This window comes from Solirhodobacter olei, assembly GCF_004010155.1.
GTDB classification, from domain to species: domain Bacteria; phylum Pseudomonadota; class Alphaproteobacteria; order Rhodobacterales; family Rhodobacteraceae; genus Solirhodobacter; species Solirhodobacter olei.
Window position 1 is genome coordinate 91687 of record NZ_RRYH01000007.1, and the last position, 21429, is coordinate 113115.

Consider the following 21429-nt stretch of genomic DNA (forward strand, 5'->3'; position numbering starts at 1 on the left):
GGTCCTTAAGGCTCTGTCGCGGCCCGAACCGCGGTAACATCCGAAGCCGCAACCTTGGCCCCGCTTGCCAGCACCAGCACCGGGCCGCTGTCGCCGGTCTGCGCCTCCGTCACGCGGGAATAGGCCTCCACCGGGTCGGTGCCGACGAGCTTGCCGTTCTGATAGTTCTGAAGCTCGAACGTGTAATTTCCGGCGGGCAGCGGATTGCCCGAGGCATCCTTGCCATCCCACTTGAACGGATCGGAGGAAACCGGGATCGACCCGCTTGCCACCGCGGTGCCGTCGGTGCCCTTCACCACCAGCGTCACAGCATCCGCCCCCGCCTCCGGCGCTGGCGCCAGCGTCAGAGGCGTGCCGGAAAAGGCCGCAGGCGCGCTGCTGCGCACCTCCATCCCGATCCAGCCGGCCAACTGCGACATGCCGCCCTGCCCGAGCTGGTCGACAAGATTCTGCAGCAGCGAATTCGTCTTGGTTTGCTGCTCGACGCCCGAGAAGGTCGCAAGCTGCACCGCAAAGTCTGTCGAATCCATGGGGTTGAGCGGGTCCTGGCTTTTCAGCTGCGTGGTCAGCAGCTTCAGGAACATGTTGAAATTCGCGTCATTCGTGGTAATCGCGGAGGCCGGGCCGCTTGCCGCGCCCGACCCCGAATTCGCCCCCGGGCTGGGCGCCGTCGCGCCGGCTATATCGCTGGTCATCTCGGCTCCTTTCAAAACCTGACGTCGAGTCCGCCGCCGCCCGCCGCCCGCGCGGCACCGGGCGGCGGAAACGGTCGCTCCGGAACCGGCAAGGCGTTGGCGGCCTCCGGCGGCGGGGTGGCGGGGGCGTGATCCGGCATCGGCTGAAACGCCCCGCCCTGAGACCCCTGCCCAAAGGAGAAGCTCGTCCCGGAAAAGCCGATGTCGCGGAACTCCTGCGCCAGCACATGGATGTTGTTTCGCAGCAGATCGAGCGTGTCGGGCCGGCCGGCATGGATCGTAACGGCGATCTGCCCCGCATCCGCATGATGCAGCACCATCTGCACTGGCCCCAGCTCGGCCGGCGAAAGCCGCAGCTCGACCGAGCGTGCCGAGGGATCGGCTGCCACATGCCGCGCGATCTGCGCCATGGGCGAAGCCGGGGGCGCGTCATGCCCGGGAGCCGCCGCTGCCACCGGGCCGGGCGCAGACACCGCCCCCCCGGAAGCGAGGACCGAGGTCCCCAGGTTCTCCGCCCCCGGAGTTGCATCCGTCACCGCCCCTTGTGCGACATCCGGCTTTTCCTGGGTCTTTTCTTCCGCGCTCCCCAGGGGCTGTGCCGGTTGCTGCGTCACGACACCGGCCTGCACATGAGCGTCTGCGTCATGCCGCGGTCCCACCACCCTCTCGGCCGGATCCCGAAGGGTCTGGCTTGCCGCCCGGGGCACCTGCCGGGAACTCGCCTCGCCGGGAACGGCCGTGACTGGTTGAACTGCCCCGGTCTTAACAGAACCTGACGTGTCCATCACATGACCAATGCCAGGCGTCTCGCGCCGACCCCTCGCCCCGATTGCCGGTTCACCGCCACCGGGCCTGGCGTGAGGCATGACAGGCGCGGCGACGATCGGCGCCACCGTCCCCGTCTTATCGCTGGGAGAAACGGGGCCTGCCTCCGCAGTCCGTGCCATGGTCTGCGGCTCACCGCGCGCCGCGCTCGGCACAACCAGGCCCTGCCCCTTCGCCTGCCCGGGGGCAGACACCGCCGCCTCGCGTCCGCTCACAACCGGCCACCGCGCCGCCGATACAGTGTCCTGCCCGGACGCTCCAGAGTCCGTTTGAGAGGCCGGAGGACCAGACGACGACCCGACCATCGATTTAAGCTCTTTGGCTTTAACAGAGACATCGAATGCCGACACCACCGACCCGTCAGGGACATGCCCCACAACTACTCGCCCCGCCCCACTGGGCTGAGCGACGACCCTCCGGGCGGTCCCGGAGAGCCTCGTTGCCCGCCTTCCGGCGGCCTCCGCCCGGGCCGCATCGCCGCCGCCAGTCTCCGGCTCAGGGCGCCAGCCCACTGCCGCGCGCTCCGAACTTGCCGGTCCCCGACCGCGCGGCGGGCGCGCACCTTCCACATGGGGTTTCGGCCCTCCCTCCGGCACCCTCGCCTTCGCGCTGCCGGCCACCCCTAAAGCGGGCCCATCCGGCACAAATGCCCGGGCAACCCGCCCGCCATGATCGCTTCGCCGCACCGGTGCATTGCCCTCCGGCACGTGCTGCTGCCTCGCCGCTTCGGGGTTCATGTCCGGCCCCCGAACCGGCGACACCGCGCGTTTCGCCAACTCAGCGCCCGGCGCCTGAAGCCGCCCCGACTCCCACGCTGCCGCCTGCGGCCTGGCTGGCACGGTTTCGACCCACTGAGCCACATGATCTGTCAGCGCCCCCGCTGCGGCCATCGCCGCGCCCCCAATCGCTGCGCGCACCGGGGTCGAAGATGCCACAACCGGAGCGGTCTCACTCCCGGTGTCCACCGTCGACACAGCCGCTGCTCCGGGCGGCTCCAAATCCACCCGCCCTGTCACGACGGTCGGCTGAAGCACACCCTGACCACCCCCCGCCGCCGCACGCACCGCCAGCCGGATCTGTCCGGGGGTGGCGACAGGCACATCCTGCGCCGGGGGCGGGCCAGGCGTCTCCAGGGCAGGCACCACGAATCCCGCCGCAGCTGCGGCCTGTTCCGCAGCGAACCCCTTCCGATTCCGCTTAAGCGGCCCCTCCGACCGCGCCACTTTTGCCCGATCAGGCTGAGTCAGAGCCGATTCCTTGGCCGCATCCGCCGGCCCAATCTTATCCGGCTTTGCCGCCCCCGGCTCCGGTGCGCCCTGTCCAGCTGCAGAATCGACGGCCAGCAGTGCGTCCATATCCGAAAGGAACGCAGCCCCGCCGCCCCCGCCCGCAGGCGCGTGGGACCGCCCTGGCTTCCGGGGCATCGTATCCGAACTGGGCATCACGAAGATCATGGCACACCGGTTTCTCCCGACGGCCCTCACTGTGACAGCCACAGGTTACCCGATCTTTACCCGATCACGGCCATCCTGCCGAAAAGTCAGAGAAAGGAGCCGCGATGCCGGATGCCATCCTGCCCATCACCGCACCCGCGACGGGGCCGTCCCCCCTGCCGCCTCCCCGCGATGCCGCCCTGCGCAAGGCGGCGGAGCAGCTCGAATCTTCGTTCCTCGCCGAAATGCTCAACTTCGCCGGGGTCAACAAACCGCCACAGGCCTTCGGCGGAGGCATTGGGGAGGCGCAATTCGCCTCCTTCCTGGATCAGGCGCAGGCGGAGGCCATGGTGAAACACGGTGGAATTGGCCTCGCCGACAAGCTCTATGCCGAGCTGAAGGAGCGCGCCGATGCCGGGCGTTAAGAGTGCCGCAGAGGGGCCGATGCAGGCGCTGAGCGACCTCCTCGAGTCCGAGATGGACCTGATTCGACGCGCCGATTTCCCCGGCCTCGACGGTGTGGCCGAGCGGAAGGAGGCGCTGCTTGCCGCCCTCCTCGCCGGCCCCGCCCCCGCGCCCGAGGCGCTGGAACGGCTGCGGAACCAGGCGCTCCGCAATGCCGGCGCGTTGGAGGCCGCGCGCCAGGGCCTGCGCGCGGCGGCCCGGCGTCTGGCCGAGATCGCGGGCTCCACCCGGCCGCAAACCTACGATGCAGAGGGCCGCCGCAATGGCCTCGCACCCGGCGCTGGTCAACTCGAGCGGCGCGCGTAGGCGAATTTCACGGAAATGCCCGAAAAAGGCCAGGGAACCTTAGCGAAGCCTTAGGATTCCGGGTCCATCAATGGGCCCGCATCCAAGCAGGATGGCGCGGCCGGGCGATCCCCGCCGTACCGGTCAGAACGCCGGAAACGCCGCCAAACGCGGCCGTTCCAAACCGGCGAAAAGCGCCGCATTGCAAAGGGAAACCCTATGTCTTCAATCCTGACCAACTCCAGCGCCATGGTTGCGCTGCAGTCGCTGCAGAATATCAACGACCAGCTCGGCACCGTGCAAAACCAGATCTCCACCGGCAAGACCGTATCGATGGCCGGCGATAACCCCACAGTCTGTACGACCTTCGCGTTGGAGGAATAGGCCCGCTGTGTCTGGATCAGGTTCGTGAGTTCCTGCGCCAGGTCGGTGTTGGAGGAGGCCAGCGCGTAGCCGGAGATCGTCCCGGTCGGGCCCTGCCCGGCGTTCCAGAGGAAGAACGAACCGCTTTGCGGCGAGACGGCATAGGCCTGGTTGTCGAGCGCGGTCAGGCCGTTGGGGCTGGGCACGTCGATCACCGGCACCTGGTAGATGACGCGGGTGAAGCCGGTGTCATAGCTCGCCGTAATCAGCCCGTTCTTGTCGATCGTGGCAGAGGTCAGGTTGCCGACCGGAGAGCCGTCCTTGGTGATCGCGGTCGGCGCGAAGGTGTTCGAAAGCTGGGTCAGCCCGTTCGTATCGCCGACCTTGCCGATGGTCATGGTGATCGGCCCGCCCGCCACGGTCAGCGCCAGCGTGCCGTTGGCCGCGTCATAGGCCCCGCCTGACAGCGTGGTGACGGAGGCGAGCGTGCCGCCGGCCCCGCGGGTATCGTCGAAAGTCAGCGTATACTGCCCGATCACCGCACCCGCCTGCGCCGAATCCTTGATCGTCATCGTCCATTCGTTGGAGGCGCCCGTGGCCGGGATCGTCGGCACGAAGGTGATATTGAGCTGCTGCGCCTCGCCGAGGTTCCCGTAATATTCGACCGAAAGCGGCTCTGTATCCCCGCTCGCGGTGGATTCCGTCGCCGTCGCCGGCAGGTTCACCCCCAGCGTCATCTTCGTCGTCGGGTCGCCGGCGGTCTGGTTGGGGCGGATCACCACCGGCTGCAGCCCGGTGATCGTGTCGCGCGGGAAGGTGTCGATCGTGCCATCGGCATTGGCCGGCCAGCCCAGCAGCGCCAGGCCCGATGTCGTCTCCAGCACGCCATCGGAATTGGTGTGGAAGGCCCCCGTCGCCGTCATCATCAGGGGCAGCTCGGCGGTCCCGTCCGCCACCGATGCTGCGCTGGTGACCGGCAGCATCCCGCGCCCGTTCACCGCGATGTCCAGCGGGTTCTGGGTCGATACCAGCGAGGCGGTCTGGTCCACCGCGCGGCTGGAGATCGCCCGCACCCCACCCGAGGAATAGGAGGCGGTGGAGGCGGACCCGGTCGTCACCAGCGACTCGAAATCGGTCACCGTGCGCTTGTAGCCGTAGGTGTTCGAGTTCGCGATATTGTCCGAGATCGCGCCCAGCGCCGAGGCATTCACGTTCAGCCCGGCCACGGCCGCGTGGAGCGAGGAGGAAATCGTCATCGGCTGCGCCTTTCTGCTGCGTCGAGTCTGACGCCGGCACTCTCGCAGCCGCGGCTTAAGAAGAGGCTAACGGCGGCGGGCCCCCCCGCCGCCGCGCCCGGCCCTAGCCCTGCGCCGGCTCGAAAGCGGCCAGATCGTCCAGCAGCGCAGGGCCCGCGGGCGCCCAGCCCAGCCGCTCCCGCGTCAGCGCGCTCGAGGCGGCGAGGTCGGTGCCGGCAAGGGGACCGAGCCAGCCGAAATAGCCCTCCGCCGCCTCGGGCGCGACCGGGGCGACCCTCATGCCCAGCCGTGTGCCCAGCACCTCGAGGATCTGCTTCACCGCGATCCCCTCTTCGGCCACGGCGTTGCAGACCGTACCGGGCCGCGCCGCCTCCAGCGCCAGCCGGTAGAGCCGCGCGACGTCGGTGACATGCGCCGCCGGCCATCGGTTCGACCCATCCCCGAGATAGCCGAGAAAGCCATGCTGATACCCCAGCGCCAGCAGGACGTTCACCAGCCCCGCGCGCGTCCTGTCATGCACCTGCGGCAACCGCATGATGGTGACGTTCACGCCCTCGGCCCTGGCCGCCCGCGCGGCCTCCTCCGAGGCGCCGCGGGGCATCTCGTCTGCACTCAGCGCCGAATCCTCCTCGGTCACCGGTCGGCCCGTCACTCCCGTGGCGGCACCGGTGCCCGACGTCACCAGAAGCGGCCTGTCGCTGCCCGCCAGCGCCTCGGCCAGGGTGCCGATGACGCGCCGGTCATTCTCGCAATTCAGCTTGAATTGAGAGAAATCGTGGTTGAACGCGGTATGGATCACCCCATCCGCCCGCTCCACGCCCTGGCGCAGGATCTCCGCCTGCTCCACCGTGCCCATCAGCACCTCCGCCCCGGCCGCCGCCAGCGCCTTCGCCTTCTCCGCCGAACGCGCGAGGCCGGTCACCTCATGCCCCGCCGCGATCAGATCCTTCACCGTCGCGCTGCCGATGAAGCCGGTGGCGCCTGTCACAAAAACCCGCATGCCCGAGTCTCCCTGGTTTCACTGGAGACATATCTCGGCGCCCATGCTATCCTGTTAAAGTAGTGACTTTATCCTATTATTTAAGCTAACAGGCTGCCTATGCCCGCCCGCCCCATCTCCGCGCGCTCGCCTGCCGGCAATCCGCTCGGCTGCTACCTGAAGGACCGGCGGGCGCAGCTCGACCCGGCGGCGTTCGGCTTTCCGCCCGGCCGCCGCCGCACCCCGGGCCTGCGACGGGAGGAGGTCGCGGCACGGGCCAATATCAGCCCGACCTGGTACACCTGGCTGGAACAGGGCCGCGGCGGGGCGCCCTCCGCCGATGTGCTCGACCGGCTCTCCCGCGCACTGATGCTGACGGACGCGGAGCGCGAGCATCTGTTCCTGATCGGCCTCGGCCGCCCGCCGGAACGACATCTGCGCCAGCAGGAGGCCGGGGTTTCGCCCCGCCTGCAGCGCGTGCTCGACGCGATGGTGCCGGCCGCCGCGATGATCCGCACCCTGGCCTGGGACGTGGTGGCCTGGAACCGGACGGCGCCGGTGCTTCTGGGCGATTATGGCTCTATTCCACCTGAAGACCGCAATATTCTGGTCCAGCTCTTCTGCAATCCGGCGGTGCGCTCCCGCTTTCCGGACTGGACCGCCGCGACACGGTTCATCGTCGGTGCCTTCCGCGCCGATGTCGCCCGCGCCGGCAGCGCGGAGGAGGTCGAGCGCCGCGTCGCCGACCTCTGCCGCCGCAGCCCGGAGTTCGAGGCGCTCTGGCGCGGGACAGAGATCGCGACCCTCGGCGGCGGCCTGAAGACCATGCTGCATCCCCTGCTGGGGGAGGTGGAGATCGAGTATTCGTCGTTCTCGGTCGATGGCCGGCCCGACCTGGCGATGGTCGTCTACAACCCCACCGATCCGGAGGATGCCGCCCGGATCCTGGCGCAGGCCGCAGCGCCGTAAGGGGCAGGGCCGCACCCCCGCCCAGTCCCCGAACGGCCGCAGCTTACTTGCCGTCGCGCAGCAGGATGACGTCGATGCGGTTGTTCCGGATCGCCTCGGGGTTCTGGACGGCGGGCTTGCGGTCGGCGTAGCCCGTCACCCGCTCCATCCGCATCCGGTCGAGGCCCGCGCCCTGCAGCAGGTCGCGCACCTTTTGCGCCCGCGCGGTGGAGAGGTCCCAGACCGGGTTGTTCTTCAGCACCACCGGGTAGCTCTTCACATGGCCGTTCACCGCGACCCGGTTGGTGACGATCCCGAAGGCCTGCGACAGGAGCTTCGCGATATCGCGCATCACGGGCCGCGGCTGGGCCGTTTCGGGCTGAAAGAGAGGCGAATCCTGCAGGTCGAAGATCTCCACGATCAGCCCCTCGTCGGTGATCCGGGTCACGATATGGCGCAGCGGGTCCTTCATCTCGTTGCTTTCGCCGCTGGTGCCCAGCAGGTCCTTCTCCACGCTCTTCAGCGCGGCGGCGGTGTTCGGCTGAGCCCCGGCGACGGCGGTGCTGTCCTGCCGGCCCGGGGCGGTGACGCTGGTCGTGCCGGTCACGCCGCGGGCCTTGTGGCTTGCGGTCGGATGCATGCGCGATGCGCCGGTGCCGCTGTGGGCCATGGTCTTTTCCGTGAAAATGCTGTCGCCGCCAAATGCACCGTCGCCGCCGCCGGAGACGCGATTGATCGGAATGTTCGGGCTGAAATAGTCCGCGATCCCCTTGCGCTGCTTTTCGGTCGTCGCGTTGAGAAGCCACATCAGCAGGAAGAAGGTCATCATCGCGGTGACGAAGTCGGCATAGGCCACCTTCCAAGCCCCGCCGTGATGCCCGCCGCCCGCGACGACCTTCTTGCGCTTGATGATGATTGGCGCTGCATTCGCCTGCATGTCCCGTGTCCCACCTGTTCGTCCACCCGGGGCGAAGGAGTAGGGGCGCGCTATGAACGCGGCTTTAACCGAAACAGGCGGAAACGGGGCATTTGCGGGGCATCATCCGCGCCCCTTCCAGGGCACCAGCGCCCGCTCGGCCAGGCGCATCAGCATGTCGATGCCGTAGCCGATGATGCCGATCAGGATGATCCCCATCACCACGACGTCGGTCATCTGGAACTTGGAGGCGACGATGATCATCATCCCCGCCCCCTTCTGCGCCGCCACCAGCTCGGCGGCCACCACCGTGCCCCAGCAGACCCCCATCGCCACCCGCGCGCCGGTGAAAAGCTCCGGCAGCGAGTTCGGCACGATCACGTGCCACAGGATCTGCCAGCGCGAGGCCCCCAGCGAATAGGCCGCGTGGATCTTCGAGATCCGCACGCCGGAGACCCCCGCCCGCGCCGCGATCACCATGATCCAGAGCGCGGCGAGAAACAGCAGCACGATCTTCCCGGTCTCCCAGATCCCGAACCAGATGATGACAAGCGGGATCAGCGCCAGCGGCGGGACCGGGCGCATGAACTCCACGATCGGGTCGAACCAGCCTCTCCACCAGCCCGAAAGGCCCATCGCATAGCCCAGCGGGATGCCGACGATCGAGCCCAGCGCGAAGCCCGCCAGCACCCGCATCAGCGAGGATCCGAGGTGAACCCACAGCGGGATGTTCTGGAACCCGTTCTCGGAGATGTCGATGAAGCGGGCGACGACGGCCTCGGGCGGCGGCAGCCAGATCGGCTGCATCTGCATGCCCTGGTCCGGCGCGAAGCTGAAGGATCCGCGCCGTGTCACCGTTACCGTGCCGTCCGCCACCCGCATCGGCTTGTCCGTGACCACCGGCTTGCCGTCGACGGCCACGACCTTGGCCCCCTTCGGCCCGCCGTGGCGCACCAGCACCGTGCGCCAGGCCGCGACCTTGGCCACCGCGTTGGGCGCGAAGCCGGCCGCCGGCGCGGGCTTCGGAAGGGTCGGCTCATGCCCGACGCGGTAGACCTGCACATCCACCTTGCCCTCGGCCTTCGCCCCGGCGGGGTCCCGCAGCGTATAGGTGAAGGAGGTCGTGCCCGTGAACGGCCCGGGCACATGCACCGGAACCCAGGCGGAGCCGGTGAACGCCCCCCAGACCAGGAACACCACCAGCACCGAGATGACAGAGGCCGCCCGGTCCGCCTCGACCGCGCTCGCATCGCCGAATGTAACCGTTTTCAGCCGGGACAGACCCTTTTTCTGGGTCTTTCCCCGCAGGAACTGCACCACGACGAAAGCCGCCGCGAACAGGCAGGCATAGAGCAGCAGCAGGATCATAGCGCCGCCTCCGCGCGGCCCATGATCTCCTCCTCCATGCCCCAGATCATCTCCAGGATCTCGTCACGGGTCTCGGCGAAGCCTTCCGACTTCTTCACCTCGCGCAGATCCGCGCCCACCCCCCTTTCGGCAAAGGGCAGGCGGTATTCGCGAAAGATCCGCCCCGGCCGCGGCGCCATGACAATGAGCCTTTCGCCCAGTAATAGAGCCTCTTCCACGGAATGGGTGATGAGGACGACGGTCTTCCCCGTCTCCTTCCACAGCCGCAGGACCAGCCCCTGCATCTTCTCCCGCGTCAGCGCGTCGAGTGCGCCGAGCGGCTCGTCCATCAGGATCACCTCGGGGTCGTTCGCCAGGCACCGCGCCAGCGCCACGCGCTGCTGCATCCCGCCGGAAAGCTCGTAGACCGCCTTCTCCTTGAACCCGGAAAGGCCCACGGTGTCGAGCAGATGATCGGTGATCCGATCCCGCTCTGTTCGGGCCATCCCCTTCATTCTAGGGCCAAAATCCACGTTCTTGCGGACGTTCATCCACTCGAAAAGCGCGCCCTGCTGGAACACCATGCCCCGTTCCGGCCCCGGCCCCTCGACCGGCTTGCCGTCCAGCGTCACGCGCCCCGCGCTTGGGGCCAGGAAGCCCGCGATGATGTTCAGAAGGGTCGTCTTCCCACAGCCGGAGGGGCCGAGCACCGACAGAAGCTCCCCCTCCGCGAGGTCGATGGAGACATCCTGCAGCGCCTGAACGGAGACCCCATTCGGCAGGTCGAAGCGCATGGAAACACTCTGGACCGACAGGCCGGAATTCGCGTGCGTCATGGTTTCCCCGATCTCACGCCTGCCGGACCGCGGGTTACGGCCGCCCGGCAGGCAGAGCTACATGCCCTTCAGCGCCTTCAGCGGCCCGATGTTGACGGCATCCGCATAGCTCGGTCGCGCCTTCGGGATGTTCCCGGTCTTCACGAAGAAGTCGCCCACGTCCTTCAGGTTCGCGGCCACCCCACCGGCCATCCAGTCCTTGGACAGGGCCTGATCGAGGCTGAGGAACTTGAACCCCTTCATCATCGAGGTCGCCGCCGGCAGATCCATGCCCGCGTCCTTGGCGATGACAGGCAGCATCTCCTTCTGCGCCGCCGCGCCGGAGTTCCACATGTCGTTCATTTTGTGCATCTCGCCCAGGAACTTGGTCACCAGGCCCGGATGCTCGTCAACGAACTGCGCGGGAGAGGAGATCACGTCATAGACATGCAGGCCGATCGCGTCCTTCTCCGGCCCGGTCAGCAGCACATGGCCCACCTGCTCCATCCGCTGAAGGCCGCCGCCAAAGCCGCAGGCCATGTCCACATTGCCCTGCGCCAGCGCAACCGCGCCCTCCGGCGGGGCCATGTCGACCACCTGCATGCCCGAGGTATCCACCCCGAAATGCGCCATCTGCTTCAGGAAATCGTATTGCGCCGCCGTGCCGATCGGCACCGCGACCTTCTTGCCGGCAAGCTCCTTCGCGTTGGTCTTGTCGATGTCCAGCCGATTCGAGACGACGCAATTGTCGTTGCCCGAATAGCTGACCGCGACATCGACCACCTGCAGGTCCTGGCCGGCAGAGGCCGCCACGATGAAGGGCGGCACGCCCTGGCTGATCGCCAGCTGCACGTCACCCGAGGCCATCGCCGCGCTCATCGCCGTACCGGTGTCGAAGCTGCGCCAGGTCACAGGAACGCCCATCGCCTTGGAAATCTCGCCCTTGGCCTTGGCATATTCGAACGGCATCGCCCATTCCTGGAAATATGCGATGGTGATCCCGCTCTGCGCCGCCGCCGGGCCCGCAGGCACGTTCAGCATCCCTGCCAATATCAGCCCGGCGAACCATGATCTCTTCATCGGTCAAGCCCCCCTGTTCTATTGGTTTTGTTGCAATCACGAATTTCCGATTGTAGCGCCGGTGGCGCCGGAATCCCATAGGCCGTGCCGGACTTTTCCCCTCGCCCTGCCCCGAAATGCCCGTTTTGCCCATTATTTGGGCGCCCCGTCCGGCCCACGCGCCGCGGGGGGTCCTGCCGCTTTGGCATTGCGCCCGCCGCGCGTTGCGGCCAGCCTGCCGCCAAGCTCACGGGGAAGGAAACGCATGATCCTGCTGGAACAGAGCCTGTTCATGGGCATCGCTACGACGCTCCTCTTCGATCTCTGGGGCCGTCTCGTCGCCCGCCTGCGCGGCACGCCGCCACCGGCCTGGAAACTGCCCGGCCGCTGGTTCGCCCATCTTGCCCGTGGCCGCCTCTGCCATGCCGATATCTCCGCAGCGGCGCCGGTACGGGGCGAGTCGGCGATCGGCTGGCTCGGCCATTACCTCACCGGCATCGTCTTCGCGGCAGGTCTCCTGATCTGGCAGGGCCCCGCCTGGGCCGCCGCGCCGACGCTCGGCCCGGCGATGGTGGTCGGCGTCGGCACGGTGCTTCTGGGCTGGCTGGTGATGAGCCCCTGCATGGGCAACGGCATCGCCGCCTCCCGCGCGCCGAATCCCTGGACGGCGCGGGGGCTGGGGCTGGCCGCGCATGTCGTCTTCGGCCTCGGCCTCTGGCTTTCGGCGCTGGTCCTGGCCGCGCTCGGCTAGGGCCGCGAACGCCGGTCTTGTGCGGTGCGAAAGCGGTGCAAAAGCGGTGCTTTAACGGTATCGGTTTTTTCGCACCTTTTCAGAACCTTGACCCCAGGATTTCGTCGCGCCGCAGCATGACACCGCCGCCCCACCGCGCGCGGCTTTAGGTTTTTCTTGCACTTTCCCTCCCCCGCCGCATATCCCAACGGCAAACGGAGGCGAACATGGCGCATAAGGTCTTCATCGATGGCGAAGCGGGTACCACGGGTCTGCAGATCCGCGAGCGCCTTGCCCCGCGCGCCGATATCGAGCTGATCCGCATCGACCCCGAGCGGCGGAAGGACCCCGCCGCCCGCCTCGCCGCCTTCGCCGAGGCCGAGGTCGCGATCCTCTGCCTGCCCGATGCCGCCGCCCGCGAGATCGCGGCCGAGACCGCGCATCTTCCCGTCCGGCTGATCGACGCCTCGACCGCGCACCGCACCGCGGACGACTGGATCTACGGCTTCCCGGAGATGACCCAGGGCCAGCGGGACATCATCAAAACTGCAGCGAAAGTGTCGAATCCGGGCTGCTGGGCAACCTGCGCCATCGCGATGATCCGGCCCCTCGTCGAGGCCGGTCTGATCGCCCCGGAGCAGGCGCTCAGCCTCGCCGGCGTCTCCGGCTACACCGGCGGCGGCAAGTCGATGATCGCGGAATTCGAGGGTGGCGAGGTCACCGGCGGCTTCCTCTATGGCATGGGTCAGACCCACAAGCACCTGCCCGAGATCGTGGCCCACGGGTGCCTCACCACCCCGCCGATCTTCGCGCCCTCCGTCGGCCAGTATGCCCAGGGCATGGCCGTCCACCTGCCGCTCCACCTCGACGCCAAGGGCTTCGCGGCGGTCGAATCGGCGCTCAAGGCGCATTACGCGAACGAACCCTTCGTTGCCGTCGTCCCCGCCGACCACTACGGCCCTCGCATCAACCCGCAGGCGCTGAACGGCACCAACCGGCTGGAACTCTCCCTCCATGGCCGCCCCGAGACCGGCACCGCCCTTCTGGTCGCCGTCCTCGACAACCTCGGCAAGGGCGCCTCAGGCGCAGCGGTGCAGAACCTCAACCTGATGCTCGGCCTGCCCGAAACCGCCGGTCTCTGACCGGCCTTTCACCGCAGGGCGTTCCGGCCTAGGCTCGGTGCAAAACCGGCCAGGGAGGAACGCCATGCGGATGACGACCGAGGAAGCCTTCGTCAAGGTTCTGCAGCTTCACGGGATCGAACACTGCTTCGGCATCATTGGCTCCGCCATGATGCCGATCTCCGATCTTTTCCCCGAGGCGGGCATAACTTTCTGGGACTGCGCGCATGAGGGCAACGCCGGCATGATGGCCGACGGCTATACCCGCGCCACCGGGAAGATCTGCATGATGACGGGCCAGAACGGACCCGGAATCACCAATCTCGTCACCCCGATCAAGACCGCCTACTGGAACCACACGCCGCTCCTCCTTCTCACCCCCCAGGCCGCGAACAAGACCCTCGGCCAGGGCGGGTTCCAGGAGGTCGAGCAGATGAAGCTCTTCGAGGACATGGTGGCCTATCAGGAGGAGGTCCGCGACCCGTCCCGCATCGCCGAGGTCCTCAACCGCGTTATCCTGAAAGCCAAGCGCGCCTCCGCCCCGGCGCAGATCAACGTGCCCCGCGATCTCTGGACGCAGGTCATCGATATCGAGCTGCCGAAGGTCGTTGAATTCGAGCGTCCGACCGGCGGCGCGGACGCCCTCTCCCGCGCGGCAGCGCTTCTGTCCAAGGCTAAATTCCCGGTCATCCTCAACGGTGCGGGCGTGGTCCTGTCCGGCGCGATCCCGGCCTCCATGGCACTCGCAGAGCGGCTCGATGCCCCGGTCTGCTGCGGCTACCAGCACAACGACGCCTTCCCCGGCTCCCACCCGCTCTTCGCCGGTCCGCTCGGCTACAACGGGTCCAAGGCGGGGATGGAGCTGATCGCCAGGGCCGATGTCGTCCTCGCCCTCGGCACGCGCCTGAACCCGTTTTCCACGCTGCCGGGTTACGGCATCGACTATTGGCCCAAGGATGCCTCGATCATCCAGGTGGACCTCAACCCCGACCGGATCGGGCTGACCAAACCGGTGACGGTCGGCGTGGTCGGCGACGCCAGGCTGGTGGCGGAGAGCCTGCTTTCGCGCCTTTCCCCCGAGGCGGGCGAGGCTGGGCGGGCCGAGCGCAAGGCCATGATCGCACAGACCAAATCCGCCTGGGCGCAGGAGCTTTCCTCGATGGATCACGAGGCGGATGACGAGGGCACCACATGGAACGCCCGTGCGCGTGCCGCCAAGCCCGGCTGGATGAGCGCACGCATGGCCTGGCGGGCGATCCAGCGGGCATTGCCGAAAGAGGCGATCATCTCCTCCGACATCGGCAACAACTGCGCCATCGGCAACGCCTACCCGAGTTTCGAGGAGGGGCGGAAATACCTTGCGCCCGGTCTCTTCGGGCCCTGCGGCTACGGCTTCCCGGCGATCATGGGCGCGAAGATCGGCCACTCCGACGTGCCTGTGGTCGGCTTCGCGGGCGACGGGGCCTTCGGCATCTCGATGAACGAAATGGTAACCATTGGGCGCGAGGATTGGCCTGCGATCACCATGGTCGTCTTCCGCAATTACCAGTGGGGGGCCGAAAAGCGCAACACGACGCTCTGGTTCGACGACAACTTCGTCGGGACAGAGCTGAACGAGAAGGTCAGCTATGCTGCAATCGCGAAGGCCTGCGGGCTGGAGGGGGTGCAGGCGAAATCGATGGAAGAGCTGACATCGGCGCTCGACGCGGCGGTGAAAGCCCAGGCTTTGGGCAAAACGACCTTCATCGAGGTGCTGCTGAACCAGGAGCTGGGCGAACCGTTCCGCCGGGATGCGATGAAGAAGCCGGTCAAGCTGGCTGGTGTCCGGCGCGAGGATATGCGCCCGCAGGCCGGCGCCTGACCCATTGGGCCTGTCCCTGGTCCAGATCGCGGCCCTCGGGGCGGCCTTCTTTCTGGCCGCCTTCGTGCGGGGCTATTCCGGCTTCGGCTTCTCCGCCCTGATGATCGCCGCGGCCGGGCTCATCACCGACCCGAGGCCCTTCGTCCCCGTCGCCTTCCTTTGCGAACTGACGATGACCCTCGTGCAGGCCCGGGGCATCCGCGGCCAGATCGACTGGCGGCGGGTGCTGACGATGCTGGCCGGGGCCGCCGTCGCCATGCCCTTTGCAGTGACGATTCTGGCCAGACTGGACCCTGATCAGGCACGAATTGCGATCTCGGTAGTCATCTTCGGCTTCTGCCTTCTGTTGCTGACGGGCTGGACGATCCACCGCAGGATCGGCGCCGCCGGGCAGGCAGGCGTGGGCTTTCTATCCGGCCTCTGCAACGGCGCGGCGGTGGGCGGGCTGCCGGTGGCGGCCTTCCTTGCCGCGCAGCCGGTCCCGGCGGCGGCCTTCCGCGCAACAATGGTCGCCTACCTGACGCTCATCGACCTCATCGCGCTGCCGCTTTTCGCCCGCGCGGGCCTCGTGACGCGGGTGACGCTCGGGGCCTGGCTCCTCTCGCTTCCGGTGATCGCGCTCGGCATCTGGGCCGGCGGCCGCCATTTCCTCGCTGCCACGCCGCAGGGCTTCCGGCGGATGGCGATCGGCCTTCTTGCCGTGCTATCGGTGCTGGGCCTGGTTCACTCTCTGGTGTGACGGATGCGCAAGATCCTTGTCGTCAATGCCGGTTCGTCTTCGATCAAGACGCTGCTGTTCGACGACGCGCTGACCCCGATCCTCTCCGCCTCGGTCGCCGAAATCGGCGGCAAGTCCCGCCTCCGCCTGGGCGAGACGGAACGCGAAGTCGAGGCGCCCGATCATGAGGCCGCCATATCCCTGATCCTTCAGGCACTGGCGGATCAGGGCCACCCGGCCCGGAGCCTCACCGCCGCTGCGCACCGGGTTGTGCATGGCGGACGAAAGCTGGTCTCACCCTGCCGGATCACGCCGGAAGTGGCAGCCGAGATCGCGGCCTGCGTCCCCCTCGCGCCACTCCACAATCCGCATAACCTGACCGCGATCCGGGCGGTGGCCCGGCTGGCGCCCGAGTTGCCGCAATTTGCCAGTTTCGACACCGCCTTCCACGCCACCAACCCGGAGGAGGCGCTGCGCTATGCCCTGCCCGGAGCGGAGGATGCGAAGGGGATCCGCCGCTACGGCTTTCACGGCATCTCATATGCCGGGCTGGTGGGCCGCCTGCCGGGCATCTCCGGCGCGCCGCTGCCCGGTCGGCTTCTGGCGATGCACCTTGGCAATGGCGCCTCGCTCTGCGCGATCCGGGAGGGGCGCTCGGTCGCCACCACGATGGGCTACTCGCCGCTCGACGGGCTGACCATGGGCACGCGGGCGGGAGAGATCGACGGCATGGCGGTGCTGCGGCTGGCCGAGGACCACGGGATCGCCCGCGCCGGGACGATCCTGAACCGTGAGAGCGGGCTGAAGGCGCTCGGCGGCGCCTCCGACATGCATGTGCTGGAGGCGGCGGAAGGCGAGGCCGCGCGCTTTGCCATCCGGCATTTCTGCTACTGGGCAGTCCGGCACGCAGGCTCGATGATCGCGGCGATGGGCGGACTCGACGCGATCGCCTTCACCGGCGGGATCGGCGAACATGACGCGCATGTCCGGGCCGAGATCGTGAAGGGTCTGGGCTGGCTGGGGGCCAAGATCGATCCGGCGCCGAATGCCAGGGGGGCGGCGCGGCTGCACGCCGAACAGAGCGCCATCGCAATCTGGAAAGTTTTGGCATATGAAGAACAAACTATCGCGCAAGATGCCCTTGCGCGGCCTGATTTCCCGTCCTAATGCGAAGCCACAGACAAAATTCCGAGGCCGTGATGCCCTATCGCCAGCCTGCGCTTGACCTTTCTCCGCCCGTTTCGGACGAGGTTCGCAAGACGACCTGTTACATGTGCGCGTGCCGCTGCGGCATCAACGTCCACATGAAGGACGGCAAACTGGCCTATATAGAGGGCAATCGCGACCACCCGGTGAACCGGGGCGTGCTCTGTGCGAAGGGCTCCTCCGGGATCATGCAGGTGACCGCGCCCTCGCGTCTGCGGGCGCCGCTGAAGCGGGTCGGGCCGCGCGGATCGGGCGAGTTCGAGGAAATCAGCTGGGAAGAGGCGCTTCAGACCGCCACGAGCTGGCTGAAACCCCTGCGCGAAACGGCGCCGGAGAAGCTCGCCTTCTTCACCGGGCGCGACCAGAGCCAGAGCTTCACCAGCTGGTGGGCGCAGAGCTATGGCACCCCCAACTATGCCGCGCATGGCGGCTTCTGCTCGGTCAACATGGCCGCCGGCGGCATTTACACGATCGGCGGCGCCTTCTGGGAATTCGGCCAGCCGGACTGGGATCACACGAAGTTGTTCCTGCTCTTCGGGGTGGCGGAGGACCACGATTCCAACCCGATCAAGATGGGCATCGGCAAGATCAAGACGCGCGGCGCCAAGGTGATCGGGATCAACCCGATCCGCTCCGGCTACAACGCCGTGGCCGACGACTGGTACGGTGTCACCCCCGGCTCGGACGGGCTGTTGATCCTGTCGCTGATCCACGAGCTTCTGAAGGCCGGGAAGGTCGATCTGGACTATCTCGCGCAATTCACCAATGCGGGCTGCCTGGTGAATGCGACCGAGGGGTCGGAAAAGGGTCTGTTGCTGCGCGATTCCGCAGGCGAGCTTCTGGTGATCGACCGGGTGACGGGCGAGCCCGCGGCCTATGACAAGGCCGGCGTCCGGCCCGATCTGGGGGCAAGCTGGAACGGTCATCGCACCGTCTTCCAGCACATGGCAGAGAAGTACCTGTCGCCTTACTACGCGCCGGAGGCGGTGGCCGAGCGCACCGGGATCACGGCCGCGCGCATCAAGGGCCTTGCCGCAGAGATCGCCCGCGTCGCCTTCGAGGAGGCGATCGAGCTGCGGCAGCCCTGGACGGACTTCCGCGGCGAGCGGCACGAGGTGATGGTCGGCCGCCCGGTCTCCATGCATTCGATGCGCGGGATCTCTGCCCATTCGAACGGCTTCCAGACGGCGCGCGCGCTGCACCTGTTGCAGGTGCTGATCGGCTCCGTCGAAACGCCCGGCGGCTTCCGCTTCAAGCCGCCCTATCCGAAGCCCGCCACGGCCCATCCCGTTCCCCATTGCAAGGTGACGCCGGGCGCGCCGCTTGACGGGCCGCACCTCGGCTATCCGCAGGGGCCGGAGCATCTGGCGCTGAAGGAGGACGGCACGCCCGCCCGGATCGACAAGGCGTTTTCCTGGGAGGCGCCGCTTTCGGCCCACGGGTTGATGCACATGGTGATCTCGAACGCCCATGCCGGGGTGCCCTACAGGATCGACACGCTGCTGCTCTACATGGCGAACATGGCGTGGAACTCGACCATGAACACCCGCCAGGTCATCGAGATGCTGACCGACAAGGGCGAGGGCGGCGAATACGTGATCCCGCGGATCATCTATTCCGATGCCTATTCCAGCGAGATGGTGGCCTATGCCGACCTGATCCTGCCGGACACGACCTATCTGGAACGCCACGACTGCATCAGCCTGCTCGACCGGCCGATCTGCGAGGCCGATGCCGCGGCGGATGCGATCCGCTGGCCCGTCATCGAGCCGGACCGCAACGTGCGGGGCTTCCAGTCGGTGATGCTCGACCTCGGCGCGCGGCTGGGGCTGCCGGGGATGGTGGGCGAGGACGGCGCGGCGAAGTACAAGGACTACGCCGATTACATCGTCCGGCACGAGCGTCGGCCCGGCGTCGGCCCGCTCGCCGGCTTCCGTGGCAATGGCGAGGATGTCGGCCGGGGCGCGCCGAACCCGGAGCAGCTGCAACGCTACATCGACAACGGCGGCTTCTTCGCGACGCATGTTCCGGAGGAGGGGCTCTACTACAAGCCCTGGAACCGCGCCTATCAGGACTGGGCGGTCACGATCGGGCTTTACGACAAGCCGCTGCCCTATCTCTTCAGTGTCTATTCCGAGCCGATGCGCCGCTTTCAGCTGGCCGCCGAGGGTCACGGCGACCGCCAGCCGCCGGATCACCTGCGCGACCAGATCAAGAGCGCGATGGACCCGTTGCCGGCATGGTATCCTCCATTTGGTGATGCCGGTGCGGGGGAATACCCGATCCATGCGCTGACCCAGCGGCCGATGGCGATGTATCACAGCTGGGGCACGCAGAACGCCTGGCTTCGCCAGATCCACGGCCGCAACCCGCTTTACCTGCCAGAGGCGATCTGGAGGGAGCACGGCTTTGCCGAGGGCGACTGGGCCAAGGTGACCTCGCCGCATGGCTCGATCACCGTGCCGGTCGCGCTGATGGCGGGGCTGAACAGCAAGACCATCTGGACCTGGAACGCCATCGGCAAACGCAAGGGCGCCTGGGCGCTGGAACCCGACGCGCCTGAGGCGACCAAGGGCTTCCTTCTCAATCACCTGATCCACGAGCTGCTGCCGCCGAAGGGCGACGGGCTGCGTTGGGCCAATTCAGACCCGGTGACGGGGCAGGCCGCCTGGTTCGACCTGCGCGTGAAGATCGAGCGGGTACCGCCGCAGGAGCAGACCTCGCCGGACTTCCCGGTGATCAAGTCGCCGGTGCCGAAGGCGCCGAAGAACCGTCTCTGGGGGGGCGAGAAATGACCCAACTTCCCGCGACCCCCTCGAAGAAGAAGCTGGGGCTGGTCATCGACCTCGACATCTGCGTCGGCTGCCATGCCTGTGTGACCTCCTGCAAGGGCTGGAACACCGAGAATTACGGTGCGCCGCTGTCGGACATGGATGCCTATGGCGCCGATCCCTCGGGGACCTTCCTGAACCGGATCCACTCCTTCGAGGTGCAACCGGCGGAGGGCCCCTCGCAGACCATCCATTTCCCGAAGTCCTGCCTGCATTGCGAGGATGCGCCCTGCGTCACGGTCTGCCCGACCGGGGCCAGCTACAAGCGGGCGGAAGACGGGATCGTGCTGGTGAACGAGGACGCCTGCATCGGCTGCGGCCTTTGTGCCTGGGCCTGCCCCTACGGGGCCCGCGAACTCGACCAGGCCGCCGGGGTGATGAAGAAATGCACCCTCTGCGTCGACCGGATCTATAACCAGAACCTGCCGGAGGAGGATCGCCTGCCCGCCTGCGTGCGCACCTGCCCGGCCGGCGCGCGCCATTTCGGCGATCTCGGCGACCCGGACAGTGACGTCAGCCGCCTCGTGGCCGAGCGCGAGGGGATGGACCTGATGCCGGAACTGGGCACCAAGCCCGTCAACAAGTACCTGCCGCCGAAACCGAAGGACCGGCCGGCGGCGGAACCGCTTTCCCCGATCGCCGATCTGCAGGCCACGGGCCTTGCCGGATGGCTCGACCGCCTTCTGGAGAAGCTCTGATGCATCCCGCGCCCTCCGTCATCGTCTTCACCGTGCTTTCGGGTCTTGGGCTGGGGTTTCTAGCCTATCTCGGCCTGGGCTTCCTCCGGCCCTCGGGGGTCTACGCCTTCCTGATCTACGGGCTGGCCTATGGTTTTGCCGTGGCCGGGCTTCTGGCCTCGACCCTTCACCTCGGCAATCCGCAGCGGGCGCTGCGCGCCTTCACGCAATGGCGCACCAGCTGGCTCTCGCGCGAGGCCTGGACCTCGGTCGCGACGCTGCTGGTCATGGCGCCGGCGGCGCTGCTGGCGATCTTCGCGGGCTTCCCCTCGGCCACTTTCGGCTTTCCCGGCGCGCTGCTGGCGCTGGCAACGGTGTTCTGCACATCGATGATCTATGCCCAGCTGAAGACCGTACCGCGCTGGAACCACTGGACGACGCCGGCCCTCTTCCTTCTGTTCGCACTGACTGGCGGCGCGATCCTTTCGGCGCAGGCGGGGCTGGCGGCGGCGCTCTGCGTCCTGCTCGGGCTTCTGCTGATCTTCAGCTACAGGCTGGGCGATGGCCGCTTCGCCGAACGCGGTTCGACCATGGAAACCGCGACAGGACTCGGCCGGATCGGCAAGGTCAGACTTTACGAGCCACCGCACACCGGCACCAACTACCTGATGCGGGAGATGATCCACCTTGTCGCGCGCAAGCATTCCGCGCGGCTTCGGGTGATATCGGTCCTCTTCGCCGCGGTGCTGCCGGCGGTCACGCTGCTGATCCTGCCGCTGAGCGTCGCCACCGTCGCGCTGGCGCTGGCCTTCCACCTGATCGGCGCCTTCGCGGCCCGCTGGCTGTTCTTCGCCGAGGCCGAGCATGTCGTCGGCCTCTACTACGGCGCACGCTGAGGC

19 protein-coding genes are annotated in these 21429 nt (G+C 67.7%); 11 read left to right on the top strand and 8 right to left on the bottom strand.

From position 1 onward, the window contains the following. Positions 1-5: 5 nt before the first annotated feature. Positions 6-695 carry a flagellar hook capping FlgD N-terminal domain-containing protein gene (locus tag EIP85_RS05980; protein ID WP_127901255.1) on the bottom strand — a complete coding sequence of 230 codons (690 nt, stop codon included), beginning with the start codon at positions 693-695 and terminating at the stop codon, positions 6-8. Positions 696-706: 11 nt separating this feature from the next. Further along, positions 707-1105, bottom strand: coding sequence for a flagellar hook-length control protein FliK (gene fliK / locus EIP85_RS22740; protein ID WP_164871653.1), 399 nt, complete (start codon positions 1103-1105; stop codon positions 707-709). A gap of 1973 nt (positions 1106-3078) precedes the next feature. Between fliK and EIP85_RS05990 the strand changes: the two genes are divergently transcribed. Together EIP85_RS05990 and EIP85_RS05995 are read left to right on the top strand one after the other, a co-directional pair. Continuing rightward, a complete protein-coding gene (locus EIP85_RS05990) occupies positions 3079-3378 on the top strand; it encodes a rod-binding protein (RefSeq protein ID WP_127901257.1) in 300 nt (99 codons plus the stop codon). Next, the gene (locus EIP85_RS05995; protein ID WP_127901258.1) at positions 3365-3724 is read left to right on the top strand and encodes a flagellar biosynthesis protein FlgN; all 360 of its coding nucleotides are present in this window, start codon (positions 3365-3367) and stop codon (positions 3722-3724) included. The genes EIP85_RS05990 and EIP85_RS05995 overlap by 14 nt, the downstream gene beginning before the upstream one ends. A gap of 50 nt (positions 3725-3774) precedes the next feature. On the opposite strand, the gene EIP85_RS06005 is transcribed toward EIP85_RS05995, so the two are convergent. Next, positions 3775-5322: a flagellar hook protein FlgE gene (locus EIP85_RS06005; RefSeq protein ID WP_338325338.1), complete on the bottom strand. Its 1548-nt coding sequence runs from the start codon at positions 5320-5322 to the stop codon at positions 3775-3777. Between the two features lie 103 nt (positions 5323-5425). Next, the gene (locus EIP85_RS06010; protein ID WP_127901259.1) at positions 5426-6322 is read right to left on the bottom strand and encodes an SDR family oxidoreductase; all 897 of its coding nucleotides are present in this window, start codon (positions 6320-6322) and stop codon (positions 5426-5428) included. A gap of 99 nt (positions 6323-6421) precedes the next feature. On the opposite strand from EIP85_RS06010, the gene EIP85_RS06015 reads away from it, so the two are divergent. Then, positions 6422-7270 (top strand): helix-turn-helix transcriptional regulator, encoded by an 849-nt coding sequence (locus tag EIP85_RS06015; RefSeq protein WP_127901260.1) that lies wholly within the window; start codon positions 6422-6424, stop codon positions 7268-7270. Between the two features lie 43 nt (positions 7271-7313). Here the strand turns inward: EIP85_RS06015 and EIP85_RS06020 are convergent, their stop codons facing one another. The 4 genes from EIP85_RS06020 to EIP85_RS06035 form a co-directional block, all read right to left on the bottom strand. After that, positions 7314-8186 carry a flagellar motor protein MotB gene (locus EIP85_RS06020; RefSeq protein WP_127901261.1) on the bottom strand — a complete coding sequence of 291 codons (873 nt, stop codon included), beginning with the start codon at positions 8184-8186 and terminating at the stop codon, positions 7314-7316. A gap of 102 nt (positions 8187-8288) precedes the next feature. After that, entirely contained in the window at positions 8289-9533 is a 1245-nt protein-coding gene (locus EIP85_RS06025) for an ABC transporter permease (protein ID WP_127901262.1), read from the bottom strand. Next, entirely contained in the window at positions 9530-10348 is an 819-nt protein-coding gene (locus EIP85_RS06030) for an ABC transporter ATP-binding protein (protein WP_127901263.1), read from the bottom strand. The genes EIP85_RS06025 and EIP85_RS06030 overlap by 4 nt, the downstream gene beginning before the upstream one ends. Before the next feature lie 57 nt (positions 10349-10405). Further along, on the bottom strand, positions 10406-11407 hold the full coding sequence (locus EIP85_RS06035) for a taurine ABC transporter substrate-binding protein (protein ID WP_127901264.1): 1002 nt from the start codon (positions 11405-11407) through the stop codon (positions 10406-10408). 244 nt (positions 11408-11651) lie between these two features. Here EIP85_RS06035 and EIP85_RS06040 point away from each other — a divergent pair, with 244 nt between their 5' ends. From EIP85_RS06040 to EIP85_RS06075, 8 genes are all read left to right on the top strand, one after another. Then, positions 11652-12137: a DUF2938 domain-containing protein gene (locus tag EIP85_RS06040; protein WP_127901265.1), complete on the top strand. Its 486-nt coding sequence runs from the start codon at positions 11652-11654 to the stop codon at positions 12135-12137. A 206-nt stretch (positions 12138-12343) separates the two neighbouring features. Next, positions 12344-13258, top strand: coding sequence for an N-acetyl-gamma-glutamyl-phosphate reductase (gene argC / locus EIP85_RS06045; protein ID WP_127901266.1), 915 nt, complete (start codon positions 12344-12346; stop codon positions 13256-13258). A gap of 64 nt (positions 13259-13322) precedes the next feature. Continuing rightward, on the top strand, positions 13323-15098 hold the full coding sequence (gene xsc / locus EIP85_RS06050; RefSeq protein WP_127901267.1) for a sulfoacetaldehyde acetyltransferase: 1776 nt from the start codon (positions 13323-13325) through the stop codon (positions 15096-15098). 4 nt (positions 15099-15102) lie between these two features. After that, complete coding sequence (locus EIP85_RS06055; protein ID WP_127901268.1) at positions 15103-15837, top strand: sulfite exporter TauE/SafE family protein; 735 nt, start codon at positions 15103-15105, stop codon at positions 15835-15837. Between the two features lie 3 nt (positions 15838-15840). After that, positions 15841-16983 carry an acetate/propionate family kinase gene (locus EIP85_RS06060; RefSeq protein WP_127901269.1) on the top strand — a complete coding sequence of 381 codons (1143 nt, stop codon included), beginning with the start codon at positions 15841-15843 and terminating at the stop codon, positions 16981-16983. A gap of 32 nt (positions 16984-17015) precedes the next feature. Further along, positions 17016-19817 (top strand): molybdopterin oxidoreductase family protein, encoded by a 2802-nt coding sequence (locus EIP85_RS06065; protein ID WP_127901270.1) that lies wholly within the window; start codon positions 17016-17018, stop codon positions 19815-19817. Then, on the top strand, positions 19814-20551 hold the full coding sequence (locus tag EIP85_RS06070; protein WP_127901271.1) for a 4Fe-4S dicluster domain-containing protein: 738 nt from the start codon (positions 19814-19816) through the stop codon (positions 20549-20551). Before EIP85_RS06065 ends, EIP85_RS06070 begins: the two co-directional genes overlap by 4 nt. Continuing rightward, positions 20551-21426, top strand: coding sequence for a dimethyl sulfoxide reductase anchor subunit family protein (locus tag EIP85_RS06075; RefSeq protein WP_127901272.1), 876 nt, complete (start codon positions 20551-20553; stop codon positions 21424-21426). Before EIP85_RS06070 ends, EIP85_RS06075 begins: the two co-directional genes overlap by 1 nt. Positions 21427-21429: the final 3 nt, after the last annotated feature.

What these genes read in the sequence shown, in the direction of transcription:
- EIP85_RS05980 (WP_127901255.1), bottom strand. Translation starts at nt 695, where the DNA reads ATGACCAGCGATATAGCCGGCGCGACGGCGCCCAGCCCGGGGGCGAAT.
- fliK (WP_164871653.1), bottom strand. Translation starts at nt 1,105, where the DNA reads ATGGCGCAGATCGCGCGGCATGTGGCAGCCGATCCCTCGGCACGCTCG.
- EIP85_RS05990 (WP_127901257.1), top strand. Translation starts at nt 3,079, where the DNA reads ATGCCGGATGCCATCCTGCCCATCACCGCACCCGCGACGGGGCCGTCC.
- EIP85_RS05995 (WP_127901258.1), top strand. Translation starts at nt 3,365, where the DNA reads ATGCCGGGCGTTAAGAGTGCCGCAGAGGGGCCGATGCAGGCGCTGAGC.
- EIP85_RS06005 (WP_338325338.1), bottom strand. Translation starts at nt 5,322, where the DNA reads ATGACGATTTCCTCCTCGCTCCACGCGGCCGTGGCCGGGCTGAACGTG.
- EIP85_RS06010 (WP_127901259.1), bottom strand. Translation starts at nt 6,322, where the DNA reads ATGCGGGTTTTTGTGACAGGCGCCACCGGCTTCATCGGCAGCGCGACG.
- EIP85_RS06015 (WP_127901260.1), top strand. Translation starts at nt 6,422, where the DNA reads ATGCCCGCCCGCCCCATCTCCGCGCGCTCGCCTGCCGGCAATCCGCTC.
- EIP85_RS06020 (WP_127901261.1), bottom strand. Translation starts at nt 8,186, where the DNA reads ATGCAGGCGAATGCAGCGCCAATCATCATCAAGCGCAAGAAGGTCGTC.
- EIP85_RS06025 (WP_127901262.1), bottom strand. Translation starts at nt 9,533, where the DNA reads ATGATCCTGCTGCTGCTCTATGCCTGCCTGTTCGCGGCGGCTTTCGTC.
- EIP85_RS06030 (WP_127901263.1), bottom strand. Translation starts at nt 10,348, where the DNA reads ATGACGCACGCGAATTCCGGCCTGTCGGTCCAGAGTGTTTCCATGCGC.
- EIP85_RS06035 (WP_127901264.1), bottom strand. Translation starts at nt 11,407, where the DNA reads ATGAAGAGATCATGGTTCGCCGGGCTGATATTGGCAGGGATGCTGAAC.
- EIP85_RS06040 (WP_127901265.1), top strand. Translation starts at nt 11,652, where the DNA reads ATGATCCTGCTGGAACAGAGCCTGTTCATGGGCATCGCTACGACGCTC.
- argC (WP_127901266.1), top strand. Translation starts at nt 12,344, where the DNA reads ATGGCGCATAAGGTCTTCATCGATGGCGAAGCGGGTACCACGGGTCTG.
- xsc (WP_127901267.1), top strand. Translation starts at nt 13,323, where the DNA reads ATGCGGATGACGACCGAGGAAGCCTTCGTCAAGGTTCTGCAGCTTCAC.
- EIP85_RS06060 (WP_127901269.1), top strand. Translation starts at nt 15,841, where the DNA reads ATGCGCAAGATCCTTGTCGTCAATGCCGGTTCGTCTTCGATCAAGACG.
- EIP85_RS06065 (WP_127901270.1), top strand. Translation starts at nt 17,016, where the DNA reads ATGCCCTATCGCCAGCCTGCGCTTGACCTTTCTCCGCCCGTTTCGGAC.
- EIP85_RS06070 (WP_127901271.1), top strand. Translation starts at nt 19,814, where the DNA reads ATGACCCAACTTCCCGCGACCCCCTCGAAGAAGAAGCTGGGGCTGGTC.
- EIP85_RS06075 (WP_127901272.1), top strand. Translation starts at nt 20,551, where the DNA reads ATGCATCCCGCGCCCTCCGTCATCGTCTTCACCGTGCTTTCGGGTCTT.